This window comes from Vibrio sp. 10N.286.49.E11, assembly GCF_041469505.1.
Classification (GTDB): Bacteria; Pseudomonadota; Gammaproteobacteria; order Enterobacterales; family Vibrionaceae; genus Vibrio; species Vibrio crassostreae_C.
This window is the reverse complement of the sequence record NZ_JBFRKQ010000033.1, coordinates 38,957-61,030: the sequence shown is the minus strand read 5'-3', so window position 1 is coordinate 61,030 and position 22,074 is coordinate 38,957. Positions and strand designations below refer to the sequence as shown.

The window sequence follows — 22,074 nt, the reverse complement described above, 5'->3', positions numbered from 1 at the left end:
AATTAAAATTGATTGGTAAATCGAGAGTGTTGCGTGATTGGCATATTTTGCCTAATTGACTCACAACTGGATGTGTCTATCTCAACCACCATACTTTTAGGATCTTGGTCTAACTGTGCGACCACTCGTCCCCATGGATCAACCACCATTGAGTGTCCCCATGTTTCTCTTTGGCAAGGGTGTTTTCCGCCTTGACCTACCGCGACAATCCACGACTGTGTTTCAATCGCGCGGCATCTTAACAATGCTTCCCAGTGCGCTTGACCTGTTACCGCTGTAAAAGCCGCAGGCACCACAATGATTTGTGCCCCTTGCTTACGTAACTCTGAATACAAGTGTGGAAAGCGCACATCATAACAAATACTCAAACCTAAGCGACCAAAAGGCGTTTCCGCTGTCACAACTTGGTTGCCCGGAGTGAAAATATCTGACTCTCGATAACACTTATGTGCGTCAGCGACATCCACATCAAACATGTGTAGCTTGTCGTAATGAGCAACGAGGCAACCAAAATCATCAATTACCAAGGTTGTGGTCGTCACGCCGTTAGTTGTGCTTATCGGCATACTGCCAATGACGATCCAAATTCTATGAAGCTTTGCTAGCTCAGAGATTTTCTTTTGCAGTGGGCCATCATTTAAAGGCTCAGCACACTGGTGATAGTCGACTTTACTGCCAAAGACTAACGTGTTTTCAGGGCAAACAACCCACTTAGCCCCCAACCCTTTGCACTTTGCAACTTCTTGAGCAAGGTACTCAAAGTTCAATTCAGGGCTAGGGCCAGATGTCATTTGAATCAACCCAACACAATCCATGTGTATCGCTCCTCCATTCATTATGATTCAGAAATCAGCATTTCACCGTATATTCGCTGATTAGGATACTAAGGTATTTTCAGCTAATTTAAGGTTTATTCGGCTAATTTTCTCAGCTTCTCTGGTAGCTGGAACTCGCCAGAGCTACGAGAAAGCTCGCTCACCGTTGGTGAATCCAATGGTCCTTTCACCGAATAATTTACTTGGGTAAAGACTTCCACAACAGGCGAAATAACTGTGGTCACCGCCAATACGTACAGTGCCGTTTGAGGGGTTACCGCAAAGGCCGTTAACACAGGAATACCCGAGGTAATATCTGGGGTAAAGTTCACCTCAGCATCAACCTGACGTGTGTTGAGGTTAGCGATACCTTTGATTTTCATCTCACCGGCGACCGCATCCATATTCAGATCATTGGTCAGGAAGATACCATTTTGAATCTCGCCCGTTCCGGTGATGCTGTTGAAGGCCATACCTTTATCAAACACGTCTGAGAAATCGAGCTGCATCTTACGAATGATTGAATCTAGGCTAAACAGACCAAGCAATCGAGCAGCGCCGCTCACATCCGAGATAATGCCTTTACCAAACTTAGTTTTAACGTTGCCATCAAGGGTATCCATTTTGATCCCCCAAGGCGAACCATCCCAATTTAATTGACCTTCCAACGCGAATGGGGCTTTTTGAATCCCGGAAGTAATACCAAAGCGCTCCATGAGTTCGCTGTTGTTTTCACCTTCAACATCAACGGTTAATGATGAATGACTCTTGTCACCTTGCAGTTCCCACCAGCCACTCACATCCGCTTTGTTGCCGCCGCTTCGAACCTGGATTTTGTTCCACTCAATACGGTCTTCGTTCCTCGTCATTTCAACATCGACCTTACCAACCTTGTAGCCTTGCAGCCAAAAGTCGTTCAACGTCAGGGTCAGGTTTGGCATAGCATCGTGGATCTTTCTATCCAATTTCGAGATCAATGGCGCTGCTTGCTCTTTTCGTTGTAACAACTGCTGATCTTGATTGTTCTTATCACTCCACTCAGGAACAAACAGGTGCAGACGATCCAGTGAAACCGTCAAATCGTAAGGTGGCAGGTAGTTAATATCCCCTTCTAGCTCTTGGCTAGACACTTCCATTTGCCACGCTTGTTTGTTCTTGCGAGCACTAAAATCGACGTCATTCCAAGAGATACCACCCAAGATCAGCTCTTTACTCTCAAAGGTAATACGGCTTGGCGCTGGAATGGTTGGCGTGTTCATTTGGCTAAGTACAGCCGTTGAAGGCTTTACCGGTTCCATCACAACCGATAACCAATCATCGGCATTGAATTTGTCTGTACGAATCAGTGCGTGATGGCCAACAACCGGGCTAATTTTATAGCCACCGCGACCAAGCACTAAGTTGGTCGCCGTTAACTCAGGCACGTCGCCTGTGATATCAATCTCAGCTTGGTACTTGGTGTTTGGCAATTGCAGGCGCGCGGTAATCGTCTCTTGGTTACCCGATGCCTGTAGCCTTGCAGAGCCACTTTCTAGTGATTTTTTCTCCAAAGGGTACGGGTAATCACTCGCCAAGTATTTTAGATCTGACTGTAAGTCTAGTTGGTAGGTAAAGCCGATATCATTAAGCTGGATATCAATCTGGCTTTGCCATTGCGCATGACCTGACAAGCGACTTAACCATTGCTCACCAATGTAAGGTTCTAGAGGCTTTACGTCCCAATCACCTAACACATCAATATCAACGGCATAGCCAGGACCATCATTCAGGCCTTTAAAATCAAGCGAGATACCTTGGTTAAGTAGATCCGCAGCGAGGCCATTTGCCGTCACTACGTCATTATCAAATTCAATTCGACCCGTGGTGTTCTCGAGCACCATTGGCGGCGCTTCAATCTCAACATGGTTGCCACTTAAGTCGGCGTAACCCCATGCTCTTGCTTCTTTTTCAGAATCAAACGGAATATTCAGCTGGAACTCAGAAGAGACATCACCACTCACTTGAAGTGCGGTTAAGGCTGCGCCTACCGAGCCCACCAGTGGCGAAGACGTCATGTAATCGCGTACTGCGTTGCCAGACGCCGTCGCTTTAGCTTCAATTTCAATATGGCCGCCTTCCCCTAAATAAGGAATGCGTCCTGTGATTCGATCTGCCGTCACATCCATCAGTTGAGCTGAGCGAGAATCCAGATGCATCGCATCATTTTCAAACAACAGATCAAGCTGAAGATCAGTAATCAGTGGCCACGCGGTATCAAAGCTGAATTTCGCATCTTCTAAGCCAACCCAAACCTGGAAAATACCATCGTGGTTAGTGTATGGGTATTGAGACAAATCACCATGCCACAACAGTTTTACGGTATCCGCTTTACCGGCTTGAATCGCAGTTGAAAGGTAGTCTGTTAGATCTTGCCCAAGAGCCAGTGTAGGTAAGTAGCGCCATGTTTCACCGACATTGTAAGCGTCCGCTTCGCCGTAGAAGGATAAAAACGGGCTCGCATCTTTTGGGAAGTCTAAGCGGAATGCGCCTAGTACTTGTAAATCGGGGGTGGCAGCTGTGATTTTGTCTGACCACAGCTTCCAGCCGTTTTCATCTTGCTGCCAAACAATATCAACCTGACCTTGTTTGATATTCAAAGGCGCTTGGAATACGTCACCATAAGGGAACACATCGTCAATAACATGCAGGCTAGCTTTCGCTTCCGAGGCCGAACCAAACACACTACCAGACACTTGGCTAAAGCCTGGGACTAGTTCCCACTGCTCGATAGCAAGATCAGAAAAACTGGCTGAATAACGTAAACTGTCAATTCCCGAACCCATGGAAACACGGATATCAGAAACAGAGCCGCCCGGCGCCAATACGTTAATCATTTTGGTTGATTGTTCAGAGTCAGGCAGCAGCTTAATCAACGGAGTAATAGTCGCAATATCCAGCTCAGAAATGTTGAGTTGCCATGGACCTTGATTCCACTTGAACGCTACGTCGAGTTCCGGCCAAGGTGTGTCATCCGTTCTAAGGTTTAGTGAGTGACCATTTACTTGCCAACCATCATCAGTCGGCGACAACTTAAAGACACCGGACTCAAGCATGAGGTCATGCTCGCCATCTTCGTTCCACGCCAGTTCTGAGGGTAAAACCTCAACATAAGCGCTCACTGGCTTGCTATTTCGCAGCGTAAGCCAGCTATTCAAGCTCACAGTACCCGTTTCAATGCCGGATTCCGCCTGCATATAATGCGTAAGCCATGGCTTAACAGAAATGCTGTCGGCACTGACATAAAACTCACCAGTCACATCAGTCAGTGACCCACCATCAATAAAGTTAGCACTCACTGACAGAGAGTTTAGATTGGCATCTTTGATACTCACCACACCTTCAGCAAGGTGATGTTTGTCTGAATTTTGCCATTTTAAGGTTTCTATATCGAGCTGACGTTCTTCACCCGAAACAGAGTGATAAAGAATAGAAGAATCTTTTGCAGTTACATCGACGAGTGTTTTTAGCAGTAAATTATCGAGCTCTTGTATCACTCGCTTGGAAGACTCGGGATCTGTAGGTTCGTCTTTGCCATTTTGTCCGGCAAACAGATCAATTGAGCGGATATCAAGATACATTTGATTCATGACTAGATCGGCCACAACCGGGCGCATCTGCACGAGCGATTGAATCAAGTCAAACTCGACTTCAACACGCTCAACAGAGAAGGTCACATCTTCTGCATTGGGGAGGCTAGCTTTAACGCCTTGCAGAGCAATAGAGGGGTGAGTGTTACGCCAAAAACCGCCCACATCTTGAATCGAAAAATCAAAACCGGAGTGTTGGTTTACCCAAAGCTCAATTTCAGATTGATACTTGTTTAAATTGGGCAAGGCTACACGCAGTGTAGTAACGGCAATGGCTAGCGTTACTAAGAGAGTAACCACTAACCATAAACATGCACGTAGAATCAGAGTAACGCTTGAGCTCACAAAATTTCCATTACATCATAACAACATCAAACTGCTCTTGTATGTACAGAGGCTCAGCCTGGATTTTAACTTGCTTACCAATAAAGACTTCAAGCTCCGCAAGCGCATGAGATTCATCGCCCTCTAACGCCTCAGCTACGGCAGCTGCCGCATAGACCACAAATTTATCGGCGTCGTACGCACGATTCACTCGCGTGATCTCTCGAAGAATTTCATAACAAACGGTTTCAACTGTCTTCACACTGCCGCGGCCTTCACAAGCAGGACAGCTCGAACATAGGATATGCTCAATACTTTCACGAGTACGTTTACGAGTCATCTCAACCAACCCAAGCTGCGTGAAGCCATTAATATTGGTTTTCACACGGTCTTTGTCGAGCGCAGCCTCTAAAGAAGTTAGTACTCGCTTACGATGTTCCTCAGACAACATATCAATAAAGTCGATAATGATGATGCCACCTAAGTTACGTAGACGCAGCTGACGAGCAATCGCTTGAGTCGCTTCTACATTGGTGTTGAAAATCGTCTCTTCTAGATTACGACGACCAACAAACGCGCCAGTGTTGATATCAACCGTGGTCATCGCTTCAGTTTGGTCGATAATCAGATATCCACCAGACTTTAATTCGACTTTACGATCCAATGAACGCTGAATTTCGTTCTCGGTATCGTACATATCAAAGATAGGCTTATCACCTTCATACAGCTCAAGCTTGTCTGTCAGCTCAGGCACGTATTCAGAGGTAAACTCTTTTAGGTTTTCATATTCTAGACGAGAATCGACCTGAATCTTGCTCAGCTCAGTACCGACGAAGTCACGTAAGATACGTTGGCTTAAGCAAAGCTCACCATACAAACGAGTACGCGCCTTGTGCTTACCACGACGCTCTAATACTTTTAGCCATAATCGCTTCAAGAATGCGGCATCTTGTGCCAACTCATTTGAATCTGCACCTTCTGCTGCGGTACGGATGATGAAGCCACCGTGTTCGTCACAGTAACGAGACACAACTTTTTTAAGACGGTTACGTTCAGACTCGCTGTCGATACGTTGAGATACACCAACATGACTTGCGCCCGGCATAAATACCAGATAACGAGACGGTAGAGTGATATCAGTGGTTAAGCGAGCACCTTTAGTACCAAGAGGGTCTTTGACCACTTGCACCACAATGTCTTGCCCTTGACGGACAAGCTCTGAAATATCACGAACCTGAAATTGTTTCTTTTCGTTTTCAGCGACACATTCAGTGTGTGGGACAATATCAGAGGCGTGTAAAAAAGCTGCTTTCTCAAGGCCTATATCCACAAAAGCCGCCTGCATTCCCGGAAGAACACGGCTTACACGTCCTTTATAGATATTTCCTACGATACCGCGTCGAGCATCTCGTTCGACATGGATCTCTTGAAGAGCCCCCCCTTCAATCATGGCCACACGAGTTTCACTCGGGGTCACGTTCAGCAACAATTCAGCACTCATGGTGCACCTCAGGTTAGTAATTATAAGAATTCTTGCAGTAGCTGGTCCGTTTCAAATAAAGGTAAGCCGACAACGGCGTAATAACTACCTTCGATTCGGGTGACAAAGCGTCCGCCCAAACCTTGGATCCCATAGCTACCGGCTTTATCGCATGGCTCCCCTGTTTGCCAGTATTGTTCTATTTCTTTTTCACTGAGGGGTTTAAACCATACGTCGGTAATAATGATTTCTGTTCTTTGTTTTTCTTCTGAAACCACAGAAACCGCCGTCATCACTTGGTGACGTTCATTCGCTAACTGAGTAAGCATGCGCTTAGAGTCAGTAAAATCGGTGGGTTTCTCAAGCACTTGCCCTTGGCTTACGACGACTGTGTCAGAACCAAGAACGACTATATCAGAGCCATGATCTACAGTATCAGAACTAGGAACGACATGCTGCCTTTCAGAAGGGTTATCTTTCAATAAAGACAACGCAGCTAAAGCTTTATCTAAAGATAGTCGCTTAACATATTCTTCGGCGGTTTCTTGAGCGTGTTTACACTCTTCAACATCGGTTACGAGGACAGAAAACTCATAACCGAGTTGAGATAGCAATTCTTTGCGGCGTGGAGAGCCGGATGCCAAAACTAAATGTTTCTTTTCCATCGTCACGCTACCTCACATGCCAATGGCGACGCACGCGTCTCATTAATAAAAACATCCAAGGCCAAAGTATACAGTTTATCAATGCGCTCCATAACGATAACGGATTGAAAACAACATCTTGGATCAAATATTCACCAAAGAAGATCAACACCTCAAACAAGACCGTTAACGCGGCAATGATCATCGCTTGCTGCCATAACGCCATGTTACGAATGACGAGGAAGTTCATCGCAATAATGTACATCACTATTGCCATCATCATGCCTCGAATACCCAGAGTAGAGCCGATCAAAAGGTCCCACAATAAGCCTAAAATCAAAGCACTACCCACGTTAACACGATGCGGTAGAGCCAAAACCCAGTAACACGTAACCAGCAGTAACCAAGATGGTCTAAATAAATCTAAGCTACCAGGCCAAGGGATCGTCTGCAGAATCAGTGCTATTAAAAGTGAGCAGAAAATTACTACCTTGCTTCTCAAAACGCTATTGGCCATCTTCGCCCTCTAACAATGCTTGTTCTATGCTCGATTGATCCGCTTGCATCTGTTTGTTTTCATCAGGCCATACAAGCAGCAGGTATCTGAGCTTATCGAACTCAACCACAGGCTCTGCTTTAATCACAGCGAACTCACGTTTCGGGTCGTAATCAACGGCCGTAACATAGGCGACTGGATAACCTTCTGGATATACCCCACCAAGACCTGATGTCACCAACAGATCTTCTTCTTGTATATCGGTACTGGTTGGAATGTGCTCTAGCTGGATCTCATCAATCATGCCATTGCCCGAAGCAATCACACGGATGTCATTACGAATAACCTGAACAGGAATCGCATTGTTTGCATCAGTGAGTAGTAATACACGACTATTATGAGCAGCAACGAAAGTGACTTGGCCGACAATGCCTTTTTCGTTGATCACCGGCTGACCTTCATACACCCCATCAATCTGACCTTTGTCGATCACGACTTGATGGCGATATGGTGAAGTGTCTACCGCCATAACTTCTGTGACGACTTTCTTCTCATCACGGATAAACGGCGAGCCTAACAGCTTACGAAGGCGCTTGTTTTCTTCTTGATATTGCTCAAGCAGAATCAGCTCGCTCTTCAGACGCAAGACTTCTCGTTTAATATTATGGTTAGATTCAATTAACCCTTTGCGAGTGCTAAAACGGTCGTAAACACCATCGAACATAGTGCGAGGCAAGTTGGCTGCATATTGAATAGGCGCAACCATGCTGTTTAATAGATAGCGAACATTTGAGAAAGCATCTAAACGACTATCAGCCAGCATAAGGCTGGCTGATAAAATTACAGCAAAAAACAGGCGCAATTGTAGAGAGGGACCTCTACCAAAAATTGGCTTCATTCTATATTTGGTCCTAGAGCTACATTTGATCCTATAGACAAGGTCCTAGGCTCTTTACATAAAACTAGATAAGACAAGAGCCTAACACTAGATATTATTCTTCGCTGAACAGATCGCCGCCGTGCATGTCGATCATCTCTAGAGCTTTACCGCCACCTAGAGCAACACACGTTAATGGCTCTTCTGCAACAACAACAGGGATACCTGTTTCTTCTGTTAACAGGCGATCAAGGTCTTTAAGCAGTGCACCACCACCCGTTAGTACCATACCGTTTTCTGAAATATCAGAAGCCAGCTCTGGTGGACACTGTTCTAGTGCAACCATGACTGCAGATACAATACCTGATAGCGGTTCTTGAAGCGCTTCTAGGATTTCGTTTGAGTTTAGGCTAAAGCTACGAGGAACACCTTCAGCAAGGTTACGACCGCGAACTTCGATCTCATTGACTTCATCACCAGGGTAAGCTGAACCGATTTCGTGTTTGATCTTTTCTGCCGTTGCTTCACCGATCAAGCTGCCGTAGTTACGACGAACGTAGTTGATGATCGCTTCATCAAAACGGTCACCACCAATGCGAACAGAAGACGAGTAAACCACACCGTTCAGTGAGATAACCGCAACTTCAGTAGTACCACCACCGATATCAACAACCATTGAACCTGTTGGCTCAGAGACACGTAGGCCAGCACCAATCGCAGCAGCCATAGGCTCATCGATTAGGTAAACCTCACGAGCACCAGCACCTAACGCTGATTCACGGATAGCACGACGCTCAACCTGTGTTGAACCACAAGGTACACAAACCAAAACACGAGGACTTGGTTTAAGCACACTGTTGTCATGCACTTGTTTGATGAAGTGCTGAAGCATTTTTTCCGTTACGTAAAAGTCGGCAATTACACCGTCTTTCATTGGACGGATCGCTGAGATGTTACCAGGCGTACGACCAAGCATTTGCTTAGCAGCGTGGCCAACAGCAGCGACACTCTTTGCAGAACCCGCACGATCTTGGCGAATAGCTACAACTGAAGGCTCATCAAGAACAATGCCTTGGCCTTTTACATAAATAAGGGTATTGGCTGTACCTAAATCAATCGATAGGTCGTTTGAAAACATGCCACGAAGTTTTTTAAACATATTCTTCGCTCATCCTGCAAGAATTAGAAGACAAAAATTGCACTAAATGTACCAATGCCTTGCTGTCACGGCAAGGCATTGAAGTATAAACATGGACTGAAACCCGCAATTTCTTACAGATTCCTAACTTAAGGGGCAAAAATTATATTTTTACTGACCTGTTAACCCACTTTCACCTCGGTAGATCACACGATCGTTACCACGGTAGATACCAAATGTGACGACGGTGGATGGATCTTCATCACCCAGTTGGCGCCAGTTGTAACGTAGCCATGGTTGATCTTGATCACTGCCACTACATGAGATGTTATTTCCGCCATCGCTATCAGGCTCAGAGTCATCCATTCTTAACCACAGACGAACTTGCTCACGTGGCGCGTCTGTTCCTGCTGGCGTATTTTGATTTGCTGTGACCTCTTCTTCTCCATCATCCACATTTCCATTACCGTTAAGTGAAACTAAAGTGGTTGCCGCCCCTTCACTGTGCCAAATAACTTGTTTACAAGTATTAGCCCCATTGAAGGTACTGCGGTCATCATCCTCGTTAACAATAAACTCGCTGCCATCCCAGAACTCAGCGCGCAATGGAATAGTTAGAGTAGTATCAGAATTGCCACCAATATCATCGAGCGCCATTCGACCATATCGGGCAGGAGGTTGAACTGGGAATGCAGCTGAATCGGTAACAGGGTCTGAATCCGTAAATGACACAGGATCAACTCCTGTCACTGTTAAACCAAAATTAGTGGCTATTGAGCTAGCATCACTGGTATTGAAAGGACCATCTCTGCGGCTAACGTCATCTGAATCCGTAACTCTTTGCAGCTCAGCTGCATTGTCATTCAGTAACCAATGTTTACGATCAACAGACCAAGACCCAGCGTCCGTATCTAGCAAGAAATCATTATCTATACTGGTGTCATCCAGAATACCAAAACTAGCTTGCAGGTCTGAACTGAAGAATCGGTAGTTATTGAGCGCATCATCCGTATCACTCTCACCTGATGCCATTGGATATACTTGGTGAACTGTAGAGTCATAAGGTTGACTTAGGTACGCAATATTATTTTGATTTGTAACATTCCACTCAGGGTCACCTTGCATGAAGTATTTGGGGTAAAAACGGCCGATAGTTTTAGACCCAGTGACACCTGAATCACCATTTGGAGGGGCAATGGTGCTATAAAAGTTACCCGTTTCAATTGCAACCAATTCAAAACTTCCTACCTCTGAGTAGGTTAACCCATCAAGTTGGTACCCACCATTTGACTGATCACTAATTGAAATACTCGGAGATATCGTGTCGGGCATCAAATAGCCAAGTACACCCTCACTTGGTGTGTCTAAATAATGGGAAACACTGATCGAAGCTTGAGACACAAAATAATTCGAAGGAACACCTACATTATTTGAACATACGGAATTTACATTAGCTCCGGTAATCATGGGTTTCACGTCCACATCAAAGCTCTCCCCCGCTGCAACAAAGCCACTACTACTGGATTCTGTACTCGTTCCACTTGAATCGCTATCAGTACATACAGCAAACTCATAAGGTTTAGATTTGACAACAAAGCTACCAACCAACCCCGAACTTGCGGAATCAGGCTGTTCATAAATAGGACACCCTTCAATTTCAGAACAATCAAAGCTAGGATCATTGATAACTACATTAACTTGCCCAACATTGCTCCAATTTACTTCAGTTGTAGCACCACCATTATCAAAATTTAGATCTGTAACTGAGAAGTCATCAAGTGATCCATCTTCAGGGGTAGGCATTTCAAGAAAGTAATCTTTAGAAGCATCAAATGATAAGTTTTTAGTATAGCCATTTACTGGGCTAACAACGCCTTGATCACAAGCTTGAGCCGTCACCTCTACCACTAACTCTTGAGAGTCTTGAGCTGCATTCATATGTATTTGGCTTGGGCTTGTATCAAACTTATAGGGCACATAAAAAACTTGTGTCGATGTTGCGGGCTCTGAATCGTAGACTCCCCCAACACTGAAACTACCAACCGTATCAGAGTCTAAATACAAGGTTCGAATGCCACCATCAAACGTATAATCCGGAGTTTCACACGCATTGTTAGCTTCACCCTTACACCATCGCGTTCCCGTTGGGGTTACCGTCGCTTCAAACTGCTCATTAGAGTCGACCAATTCGCCATTCTCTTCTAGGCGAAACTCAACCGGAATTCGCTCACAGGTTAGGCTATATAATTGTTGAGGTTCTACAACCAATAATCCTTGCTGTACTGGGGGTTCACAAGAATAATCAGGTTTGATTATCGTTACACCATTATCAAGCACGGCGACTCTCGCTGTCACGGCACCATGAATAGCTGTCTGATTTAAATCTACAGTATCTGCGAGAATAAATCCTTTGAAAGTAGAGTTCCCAACGTCAAATATGACCTCACCTTTAGGAGCGTATATAATGGGATAAGCGAAGTCAGATTGTATATCAACTGCCAAGTTAAACTTCATACGTGTTATCACATTTATTTGAGAGTTGCCCTCAAAGGCATATACCAAATCTCCTGCATCATGCTCATAATTATCAAAGGTCACCGTGGAATTATCAGGAAAAACCAGTTCTACACCCGCCCCTCCACTAACTTTAACATCTGAGATATAACTGTCTTCATCTAAGACGACTCGAACTAGATTATAATCATTCCCCTGCTTGTTGATAACGAGCTTAGACAAGTTACTCTCAATGAAAACATCTATTGTTTCACCGTTAATTTGGTAAGAACATATCTCTGAGTCCGCTCCGCAGCTCTGCAAAATATCCGAAGCCTTGCCCGTAATGGTTAAACTTTCTGATGGATTTTTTTCTGCAATAGAGGTTACGTAACTGCCTTTAATCTTTCTTAATTCAAGTTGGCTATCATTATTACCAACATCACATTGATGTTCATCACACACTGGAAAATTATAAATATGATAAAACTCACTCGCATCATCAAAACCCAATAATAAAAAGTCATCTTTTGTTGTCCATTTATCATTAAAGAGCTCATAGCCTTCAGAGACCTTTTTTAAAGATTGATTAATATAGTTATTAGACCAGCCGCTAAATTTTGTTTGCTGGCTGGTAACCGTCAATGAGCTATTCACACCAGTCCAACTCTGAATGGGCTCGGGAAACAAGTTACACACGTTGGCAACAGGAACCACCTCAGGTAACTCAAACGCAAAGTAACCCACTTCTTCCGGAATATGCGTGCGGTCTCTAAAGTCCTCATCTACAACAAAGCTAACTTGGTTCGTGTTAATGTTACATCGACGTAGCCAGCCTCCGTGTCCACCAGCCCTCTCTTGTTTATTAGCTATGATCCCGTCAATATTCGTTAGAGAGGTGGTAGCATACTTATCCTCACAACCATCCAACATTGGGTCATTACCGCTTTGACTTGGCGTATCATACCCTCTTGCAAATTGAACCTTAAAACCATCAACATCAAGGTTAGTATTGGTGGCTAACGTCGCTAAAAACGCGATCTTCTCATCGTCATAATCATCGTTACTGCGGTGAGAAGCACTTAGCTCCAAAAACAAATCAATGTATGACGTTTCATCGGTTCGCCTAACCTTGCCAGAGGTCATCCATTTATCATTGTTATTTCGAGTTTGAATTTGATGCAATACCACCGGATTAGAAGAAAAGCCAGCTCCGCCAAAATCGCTATAAAGGACTCTATCATTACTATTTGAGCCTGATTTAGCACTGGCTGCATCGGTGTTCAAATAACCCGCTATGACTTCATGGCCATTAAAATCGGCCACACCGGGCTCAATCGCAAGGTAACTGACTTCTGTTATCGGTTGGCTATCTAAATCTGAACCACCGCCATTCTTTGGCGCCTTAATCTGCTTGATGGTCGCTTCGGTTTTGCTTACCTCGGTAACCATTAACGTTGCAGGAGCATCCGCGTCAGGGGCACTTGAATCAATGGTTGGCATCACAAACACCAGTGGCGTGTTGGTATAAGACTGAGTCAGTGGGATCTTACATTCTCCACCAGAGCACTGAACGATACCAAATTCATACTGAGCATCGTTTGAATAAACCGGCGGTGGCTCGATATCCGAGCTGTCACATTCTAGTTCAGTACTGTCCCCACTATTAATATCGACGCTTTGCGGGTGAATACCTTTAAAGTCTGCGGGGTAATTGCCTAAAAAAGTAAAACCCTGCCCATCGTCAACGTAGTAGTCTGCGGTTCCGGCATCATTTCCCGCTCCCGGCTGATAAATCAGTTGAACACTATAGTCTCCCCCACCAACCATGTAACGAGGATCGCGAATAAAGGGCGTATCTCCCACCGTAGGCTCATTAATATCATTGGTCCAGATGGTGTATTCCGGGCGGTTATTTCCGGGCTCTTGCTCTGCAAACACAGATTCAACAAGCTGGGCGGAATTGATATTAAATGATATTTTAAATTCACCGCTCGGATCTACGTTACAAGTCGACGCTGTCGCGATCAAAGGGAATAGGCAGAAACAGGCAACTAAAATATATCTACATGCTTTCATCGTATTGACTCCTTCACCCAAACTTCTTGAATACGCTGTACTTGGTTGATACCTGAGCCACAAATGGCTGTTGATTCAATCTTAAAAAAACCAACATCATCTAAAATTCCGATCGGAGTACAAGTTAACTCTTCAACTGTACAGATAGTCGACATCCCACTGCTCACTTGATTTGAATTTAAGTTACCACACGCTGCACTAACACTTGTTGAAACCGCGGGAGATACAGTCAAAGGGTACACTTGAGTAAGTGCCCACTCATTCGCAGAGTGTGCTAGCAACCAAGCCTGTGTCCCAAGTTGCTTACGGGTCAATGTATCGTGATTTGACCATTGGACTTGCACTAGAGAAGTCGCGAGGAAGCCCATCACCACGATAACAAATACCGCGACGACCAAAACACTCCCTTGTTGAGATGATTTACTATGGCGCATTGAGTACCTGCACATCTTGTTGATAAACACTGATTTCGTTGTTTTGCTCAAGCACAAGTTCGATATGAATCACACCACCGCGCTGTAAGCTTGGCTCTTCGTAACGAAAATTACTTTCAGAATAATTGATGCTATCCGCAACGGTAACTCCATTACGCTGGATTAGACCTTGATTTTGAATAGTATCGTTTACTAAACAGTAACTCACCGGAGCACTATCACTGTCATCGTAAATATAATGACGTTTAGCAATAGATTGACTACTCAAACTTACCGAAGAAGCGGTAAACACATTGCTCGTTGAGACTAACCCCGACACAGGAATTCGCTTAGTTGAACCAGCCACCAACTCCGAGTACGCGGTTGGGTTAATAATAAGGAAATCATCTGCATCGAGTATTGGGGAGTCTTGGCCGATAATAAAATTCAGTTCATCTGTCGCTTCATCAAGGTGATAAAAGCCTGAGTACTTAATAGCGTAAAAGGTAAGACATTTTTGAGCAAAAACCGAAGCCGGAGTAATACTCGAATCAAAACTATTAGGGACCGCATGACTGATTTCTCGCGACATTTTCTCAACAACAAACTGCCCTTTTACTTGCACCTTTTGTCTATCGATAGTGTCGACATAACCTTTCATGCCATATTCAACAAAGCCTGCGATCGCTAAACCAATCACACCTACGACGACAATCGTTACAATCATCTCAATTAAGGTAAAACCACGTTGCTTCATCAGTAGTTCCCCTTGTAAGCGATAACGCTGTAGCGGTTGTTGCCACCAAAGATCTGTAACTCAACACGCTTCATCGTGCCAATAGCATTATCGTTAATACCATCCATGTTTTGATCGTAAAATACGGAGACTTCAACTCTAAAATTGGCATAAGTGCCTTCAATATTTTCATCTAGGATATTAGCAATTGGGTACTTAATAGGAGATACACATGCTGATTCAGTGGTATCGGTGTACCAACAGCCAATATAATCATCGACATCATTAAAAGCAGCGGGCGTTGCCTCTGCCCCATCCACTCCGAGTTCATTAGGAGCAGAACAAGCAGTCGCATCTGCGTCCCCACAGCGCACCAAACCACCATCAAAATCACTATGTTCATCAAAACCACGTGCCAATATTTGATTCATCAAACTCTGGCCTAGCGCCACTGAACGGTTTTGATAATGTGGGTCAGCAGAACTTGCAACTTGTGGTGCTAAAAAGCTAGTAATAGTGACCATCGCAATGCCCAATACGATAATCACCACAATGCTTTCAATTAGAGTAAAGCCACGTGAACGAATCATAGACACACTCCCTCACGCACATAACCTTGAGAATTAATGCAGACTTGGGCGCTATTGCTCGAAGTGGTTGAGTCAATCGTAATATTCACACCTGCACTTACCGAAGGGTTACCCAACAGGTCAAAGTCGATAACCGTATTCGCTGGAGAAAATGAAATATCTGATTCACGCACATAATCACTACGTGCATCGGCCTGTGTTTTTTGAGCGCTATTCGAAAGATTTAAGTTACACGCGGCCACAGAGCCTAAACAATCACTATTAATAGCAAGGCGAAAACTGTCATTAGCCGCTGAAACGTTCGATTGCATTCGATTGACTTGGATTTGGCGAATTACGGAAATGGTTTGCTCTTGCGCAGTAAAAGTAGAAAAGCTAGATGTACCGACGAAGCGACTTGCGGCAAAGGTGGAAACAATACCGAGGATAATGATAACGATGATCAGCTCTACCAGAGTAAAGCCTTTGGATGTGGGGCTGTTATCCATAATGAGCCTCTAACTGCCAAGCGAATACTAATTATACAAGATAACGAATGTAGTGATCTTATGTATATGAATAGTTTTGATATTTATGTGCTTTGGATAGAAAAAAGGCCAGCATCTGCTGGCCTTCCATAATCATTTCAAATGATTACTCACAAGCTACCAAGTCAATTGAAGGTTCATCGCCCTCTGACTGAGCTTGTTGATAAGTAACGTGACAAGTAGCAGCATCATTTGCAAAACCGTAGGCAACGGTACCAGCAGATTGACCTGTTACTTCTGTCCAATCATCAGTCAAGCCAGATACAATTGCAGTTAATGCTGCAGATGTACCTTCAGGATAACCCCAAACCACATTAATAGTACTTTGACCAACTGAAATTGCAGTAGGCGCTTCAGTTCCTTCTTGCCCAGCAATAGCTGCCTTACCATAAGTAATACCCGCAGCTCCAGCCATAGCCCCCTTAAGGCCCTCTGCTGAAGCTCGTTTAGCATCATCTTGCAGATTCAAGAAACGTGGTGCCGCAGTTACAGCAAGAATACCTAGAATAACAATTACAACCACTAGTTCGATTAGGGTGAAACCGCCTTGTCTTTTCATAGTTAAGCTCTCTCTATGTTTAATTTTACGCAGACTTACTGCAAAGTTACGGTCACACGACCAGTTTTAATTTCGTAAACAAACTCATGCTCAGTACTGCCTTCTAATTGAACGTAAGTACACGTTGCATCACCTGAATTCGCTTGCGCTGAATATTTGTAATTTGAATCACTAGCAACAACTGAAACCTCACCAACTTTAGGTGGATTTTGCAGCAAGTTTTCCATCAACTCAGAACATGTTTCATCTGAAATATCTTGTGGAGCAGTGCTCGAATTATTGTTCAGAGTCCACGGATAGCCATCTCTAAAATCCGTATCGACATTGTTACTGTTTTTTGATCTCGTTAACCAAAAATCAACACCATCATAATTTACAGTATTGTATGTTTCAACACCTATCTTCTCTGATGGCCTAGCCTCTGCTTCCCACTGTGCTCTTGCCGACAGTACTGCTGTCGCAAAACCACCAGCGACACCTTCAATACTGGATTTTTTAGCCTCATCGGTCACATCTAAGAAGCGGGGTAAAGCCGCCACTGCCAATAAACCAACGACAACAATTACGATGACTAATTCGACAAGGGAGAAACCCTTTTGATTTTTAAGCATTTTCTACCTACTCATCTAATTACTAACGCGCATTATACATTTGCACACGTATAAAACCATAAAAACAGTGTCAATATTCTCACAAAGCCAAAATATTGGCTTTTACACTAAACCTTTCTCTTTCGAGTAATATATCTACCTGATATTTATCACCATAATGATAACTACAATAAAACTGTATGTTATCACTTTTATCTTCAACACTTGGAGAGCTTAGCCCTAAAATGCTCCCTTGAGGATATAATTGATCCAGCCAATAATTACAGTCTCGCTCCGTACCTTGGATAGGCATTACCCACCCAGTTCTGCTGTAGATCTTTGGGGGTTCCGAGCCTTCTTCTTGCCCAGCACCCGATAACAAATACTGCTGTTTGAACAAATTGGCTTGCTCTAAAATCCGCTTGCTCGCGACGATAAATGCCGTGTTAGTCGCTTCTTCTTCTACCGTTTTGAATGCCGAAAGTACACCGACAATAAGAAAAAGAATAACCACAGTCCAAATAACAAAACGTGAGCGTTGTAGGTTATTTAGCATTCCCTAGCCTTTGATCGCATCCAACATTCCCCACATCGGCAAGAAGATACCTAGCGCCAAAATCAGCACCATGCCTGCAACGATGGTTAACAAAATGGGTTCAATTCTGGCGGTTAAGGTTTTCAGATCGTAATCGACTTCGCGGTCATAAAAATCAGCCACTTCAAGTAATAGCTCATCAATACGACCCGTCTCTTCACCGACGGAGATCATTTGTATCACGAGCGGTGTGAAAATTTCGCTGTTAATCGCGGTCGACGAAACCGTACTACCGGCTTCAATGGCCGATTTCATGGCTTGAACTCGCAACTCTAGAAAACGGTTATCTAAAGCTTCCGCCGAAAGCGCTAGCGACTGGTTCAGTGGAACACCCGCTTTAAGCATCAAAGCAAAAGTACGCGAGAAGCGTGACAACAGTGCTCGATTCACTACCCCGCCAATGACCGGCATTTTTAAGCGTAATCGATCCCACTTTTCCAAGCCTTTGTCTGTCTTCACCCAAGCTTTAAAAGCGAAGATAAGACCAAAGATCACTCCAAGCATTAAGCCCCAGTAATTCACAAAGAACTCAGACATACCAATCAAGATACGAGTAGGCAGCGGCAAGTCGACACCAAAGCGCGCAAACATGCTTGAGAACTGTGGAATAACCTTGATGTTAAGAATGAACATTGCAATCAAGATAAAACTGATCACGAATGTTGGGTAACGCATCGCAGTCTTAATTCGTTTGCGAGTCTCAACTTCTTGTTCGTAATATCCAGCTAATTGCAGTAAAGCCTGATCTAGACGGCCTGTGTTTTCACCAACGCCAATCATCGAGACAAACAACGGACTGAATACCTTTGGGTGCATCTGCATTGACGCCGCTAAGCCGCGACCATTGGTTAGCTCAGCAACCACCTCTTCCAAGGCGGCTTTCAGCTGCTTATTTTCGCAGTTTTGAGTGAGGCCTTTCATCGATCTTAATAGTGGTACACCCGCTTTGGTTAGGCTGTATAACTGTCGACAAAACAGAACCAACACCTCTAACGGTACACTCGGAAAGAACAGACTCGATACATCCATATCTAAGACTGAACCACCACTTTTGCCCAGTTTGATAGAGGTTGGAATGATCCCTTTACTCATCAAGCTTTCAGCAGCAAGATCTTCGTTATTCGCGTCTAATTGCCCACTTACTTGACTACCATCAGAGCTGCGACCTACATAACGATACGTTGGCATATCATTCTACCCCTACAGATAAATTGGGTCAGTGGCACCGGACGCATCACCTTCGCCAAGATGCATTATCTCATCAAGACTCACGACACCTTGCAGAGCCAATTCCATCGCAGAAGCCAATAACGGTTTATAGTTTTCAGACTGTCTCGCCTTTTGAGCAAAACCTACCGCATCATTAGCTCTCAGCGCATCCATCATGTTTTGCTCTAGCTCCAACATTTCAAATACACCAATTCGCCCGCGGTAACCGGTTAAGTTACAGTTCTGGCAACCACGGCCTTTCATAAACGGCACACCTACTTGGTTAGGGAAACGGACGCTCAGCCATTGCTTGCGAGGTTCATCTAACTCATCCTCAACCTTACAATCTGTACACACTTTACGAACTAATCGCTGTGCGACTACTGCTCGAACAGCGCTCGCGACCAAGTAACCCGGAGCACCCATATCCATCATACGCAACGCGCTGTCTACCGCATCATTGGTATGTAACGTACTTAATACTAAGTGGCCGGTCAGTGCAGCTCTCAAGCCTATCTCAACGGTTTCGTGGTCACGCATCTCACCGATAAGAATAATATCGGGATCCTGACGTAGAAAGGTTCTCAAGATAGTAGAGAAATCGAGATTGATCTTAGGGTTTACCTGAACTTGATTCACACGAGGTAGGCGGTATTCCACCGGGTCTTCCGCAGTAATGATCTTTTTACCCGGTTCGTTTAATTCACTTAACGCGCCGTATAAGGTTGTTGTTTTACCTGAGCCGGTTGGGCCGGTAACCAAAATCATGCCATGTGGACGGCGCAATTGTTGACGCAGACGAACCAACAGATCACTCGGTATGCCCGACTCTTCTAGTTTACGTAGGCCTGCTGACTGGTTAAGAAGACGCATAACCACTGATTCACCGTGCTGTACTGGCATGGTCGACATACGAATATCAACCGACTGACCTTTAGCTCGGATATTAAAGCGACCATCTTGAGGAAGACGTTTCTCTGAGATATCGAGGTTTGCCATCAGCTTCAAGCGCAGTACAAGTGCCGAAGCAATATTCACCTCATTCAGCAATGTTTCATGCAGCACACCATCAATACGCTGACGAAGACGCAATACGTTTGAATCTGGCTCGATATGAATATCCGAAGCGCCAACCTGAATAGCATCTTCAAATAGCGAGTTGATCAGCTTAACGACGGTAACTTCATCACTGTCTTCTTCAGCGATATCGAAATCAAAGGCATCATTAACTTGGTGTTCAGCGTGAAGTTGCTCAGCAAACGAGGCAATCTCTTTGGTTCTTCGATAATAGCGATCGAAGCCATCAACCAATTGCCTTTCTTGAGCAACAACGAATTCAAGCGCGTAATCGCCGAGCTGACCAAGCAAAGACTCTTGGGCAAACAGATCCGCAGGGTCACTCATTGCAACACGCAAAGTGTCACCTTGGCGTCCAATAACCAATGCACGAAGGCGACGAGCATGTACTTCGGGTAAAAGCTGTACTGCTTCAACATCGACAACGGCTCGGCTTAAATCAATAAGAGGAATCGCTAACTGCTGCGACAAAAAGCTCAGCATTTGCTGTTCTGACAAGAAGCCAAGCTCAATTAGCGCATCACCCAGCTTACGCCCAGTACTTTTCTGAGCGGCCAGTGCTTGTTCAACTTGAGCCTCAGTGATAATGCCTTCTTCGACAAGCAAATCACCAAGTCTTTTTCTTAATCTAATTTGCATCGCCGCTCTCCTCTAAAGCATTGAGTATTTTTAACCGGTCACGCACAAAGCTTTGTGATTGAGATGAGATACCGACTCTAGTCAACGCACCTTGATATGATTGTTTTGCTGCAGCGAAGTCTAACTGGCGTTCTTGCTGAATCGCTAAGCCCAACCACCAGCGAGCGTTATCTGAATCGACTTCAACCAACTTTTGATAACTCTCGAGTGCGATTTCTTCTTGCTGTGATTTTTGGCTCAACGCCGCACGCATTGCTAGATACTCTTGAGTTGGATGCGGAGGCATGTGTACTAAAGGGCTCAGCGCCGCTTCTGATTGATTCGCTTTAACCAGCAGTTTAGATAACCCTAATCGCAATTTTTCACTGTTGATGTTGAGCTTAATTCCAGACTGATAAAGCTCATAGGCTTTGCGAGTATCGCCTTTACCAAAATAGAGAATCGCAAGTTTCTGACGGACATCTTCATTTCGTGGCGTGTAGCGTAGAGCTTCAGTGTAGCCCTTCAACGCACCAGTAAGATCGTTCGCATCAAGCGCTTTCTGAGCTCGACCTTGTGCATTCACAGATAGCTGTTCCGGAGTTAACTCAACCTGCTCGATCAACATTCCGCTATTTTCTGAACCACCAGAGGTTATAGGCTCATTAGAGATAGACGCAGGATCTTTTTTTGCCACACTAGCAACGTAAATCGGTTGGGGAATTTCAGTCTTAGTCGTTTCAGGCACGCTTAGAGCTTTAGCCGGTGTTTGTTGTTTTGTCGCTTTTGGGGCAGACATAACAACTGATTCGGAAACACTAGGCTTAGATTGAGCGCTTTTTGCCATCGCAGTGTTTTCTGTTGAAAGGATCGCAGAGTCTAGTGTCACCAATTTCTTAGTTGGCGATGAGATAGGTTGAGCAGCTTCCTGGATGCCATTTGAATCATCAACGACAGAGACTTGAACCTGTAAATCTCGAGTTGAGATTGACTGCTCAACAATAGACTGATCAATCACAGGGCCTTGCGATATCGCCCAACCGCCCATCGCTAAGCTCAACGTAAAACCTGCAACAACCCAAACTAGGGGGGAACGCGTTTTTACTTTAGGTACGACTGCCGCTTCAATCGAAGTCGCTGACTTTTTCTTTGCCAATTCAGACAAGGCGTTGTTAATGACGCTCATAA

At 44.6% G+C, this 22,074-nt stretch carries 18 protein-coding genes; all 18 read right to left on the bottom strand.

What is annotated here, in order from left to right; all coding sequences use genetic code 11:
* Positions 1 to 2: 2 nt before the first annotated feature.
* Positions 3 to 815: a carbon-nitrogen hydrolase family protein gene (locus AB4167_RS06760; RefSeq protein ID WP_372058120.1), complete on the bottom strand. Its 813-nt coding sequence runs from the start codon at positions 813 to 815 to the stop codon at positions 3 to 5.
* Between the two features lie 95 nt (positions 816 to 910).
* A complete protein-coding gene (locus tag AB4167_RS06755) occupies positions 911 to 4,786 on the bottom strand; it encodes a YhdP family protein (RefSeq protein ID WP_102332746.1) in 3,876 nt (1,291 codons plus the stop codon).
* Between the two features lie 10 nt (positions 4,787 to 4,796).
* On the bottom strand, positions 4,797 to 6,266 hold the full coding sequence (gene rng / locus AB4167_RS06750) for a ribonuclease G (protein ID WP_017061363.1): 1,470 nt from the start codon (positions 6,264 to 6,266) through the stop codon (positions 4,797 to 4,799).
* Positions 6,267 to 6,286: 20 nt separating this feature from the next.
* Positions 6,287 to 6,910, bottom strand: coding sequence for a nucleoside triphosphate pyrophosphatase (locus AB4167_RS06745; protein WP_372098526.1), 624 nt, complete (start codon positions 6,908 to 6,910; stop codon positions 6,287 to 6,289).
* A gap of 7 nt (positions 6,911 to 6,917) precedes the next feature.
* A complete protein-coding gene (gene mreD / locus AB4167_RS06740; RefSeq protein ID WP_372136333.1) occupies positions 6,918 to 7,406 on the bottom strand; it encodes a rod shape-determining protein MreD in 489 nt (162 codons plus the stop codon).
* On the bottom strand, positions 7,396 to 8,283 hold the full coding sequence (gene mreC, locus AB4167_RS06735; protein WP_004735927.1) for a rod shape-determining protein MreC: 888 nt from the start codon (positions 8,281 to 8,283) through the stop codon (positions 7,396 to 7,398). Before mreC ends, mreD begins: the two co-directional genes overlap by 11 nt.
* A 94-nt stretch (positions 8,284 to 8,377) precedes the next feature.
* The gene (locus AB4167_RS06730; protein ID WP_017068734.1) at positions 8,378 to 9,421 is read right to left on the bottom strand and encodes a rod shape-determining protein; all 1,044 of its coding nucleotides are present in this window, start codon (positions 9,419 to 9,421) and stop codon (positions 8,378 to 8,380) included.
* A gap of 150 nt (positions 9,422 to 9,571) precedes the next feature.
* Positions 9,572 to 13,972, bottom strand: a complete 4,401-nt coding sequence (locus AB4167_RS06725; protein ID WP_372136332.1) for a DUF6701 domain-containing protein — start codon at positions 13,970 to 13,972, stop codon at positions 9,572 to 9,574.
* Positions 13,969 to 14,406, bottom strand: coding sequence for an MSHA biogenesis protein MshP (locus AB4167_RS06720; protein ID WP_102398237.1), 438 nt, complete (start codon positions 14,404 to 14,406; stop codon positions 13,969 to 13,971). Before AB4167_RS06720 ends, AB4167_RS06725 begins: the two co-directional genes overlap by 4 nt.
* Positions 14,396 to 15,142 carry a prepilin-type N-terminal cleavage/methylation domain-containing protein gene (locus AB4167_RS06715; RefSeq protein WP_372136331.1) on the bottom strand — a complete coding sequence of 249 codons (747 nt, stop codon included), beginning with the start codon at positions 15,140 to 15,142 and terminating at the stop codon, positions 14,396 to 14,398. Before AB4167_RS06715 ends, AB4167_RS06720 begins: the two co-directional genes overlap by 11 nt.
* Positions 15,142 to 15,711, bottom strand: a complete 570-nt coding sequence (locus AB4167_RS06710) for a prepilin-type N-terminal cleavage/methylation domain-containing protein (RefSeq protein ID WP_372098522.1) — start codon at positions 15,709 to 15,711, stop codon at positions 15,142 to 15,144. Before AB4167_RS06710 ends, AB4167_RS06715 begins: the two co-directional genes overlap by 1 nt.
* Positions 15,708 to 16,199, bottom strand: coding sequence for a prepilin-type N-terminal cleavage/methylation domain-containing protein (locus AB4167_RS06705; protein WP_372098521.1), 492 nt, complete (start codon positions 16,197 to 16,199; stop codon positions 15,708 to 15,710). Before AB4167_RS06705 ends, AB4167_RS06710 begins: the two co-directional genes overlap by 4 nt.
* Before the next feature lie 145 nt (positions 16,200 to 16,344).
* Positions 16,345 to 16,797 (bottom strand): type II secretion system protein, encoded by a 453-nt coding sequence (locus AB4167_RS06700; protein ID WP_102393510.1) that lies wholly within the window; start codon positions 16,795 to 16,797, stop codon positions 16,345 to 16,347.
* A 35-nt stretch (positions 16,798 to 16,832) separates the two neighbouring features.
* Positions 16,833 to 17,408 carry a prepilin-type N-terminal cleavage/methylation domain-containing protein gene (locus tag AB4167_RS06695; protein WP_372082777.1) on the bottom strand — a complete coding sequence of 192 codons (576 nt, stop codon included), beginning with the start codon at positions 17,406 to 17,408 and terminating at the stop codon, positions 16,833 to 16,835.
* Positions 17,409 to 17,487: 79 nt separating this feature from the next.
* Positions 17,488 to 17,943 (bottom strand): MSHA biogenesis protein MshF, encoded by a 456-nt coding sequence (locus tag AB4167_RS06690; RefSeq protein ID WP_102393512.1) that lies wholly within the window; start codon positions 17,941 to 17,943, stop codon positions 17,488 to 17,490.
* Between the two features lie 3 nt (positions 17,944 to 17,946).
* A complete protein-coding gene (locus tag AB4167_RS06685) occupies positions 17,947 to 19,170 on the bottom strand; it encodes a type II secretion system F family protein (RefSeq protein ID WP_017061351.1) in 1,224 nt (407 codons plus the stop codon).
* Between the two features lie 12 nt (positions 19,171 to 19,182).
* Positions 19,183 to 20,907 (bottom strand): GspE/PulE family protein, encoded by a 1,725-nt coding sequence (locus tag AB4167_RS06680; protein WP_017061350.1) that lies wholly within the window; start codon positions 20,905 to 20,907, stop codon positions 19,183 to 19,185.
* Complete coding sequence (locus AB4167_RS06675) at positions 20,897 to 22,072, bottom strand: tetratricopeptide repeat protein (RefSeq protein WP_372136330.1); 1,176 nt, start codon at positions 22,070 to 22,072, stop codon at positions 20,897 to 20,899. The genes AB4167_RS06680 and AB4167_RS06675 overlap by 11 nt, the downstream gene beginning before the upstream one ends.
* Positions 22,073 to 22,074: the final 2 nt, after the last annotated feature.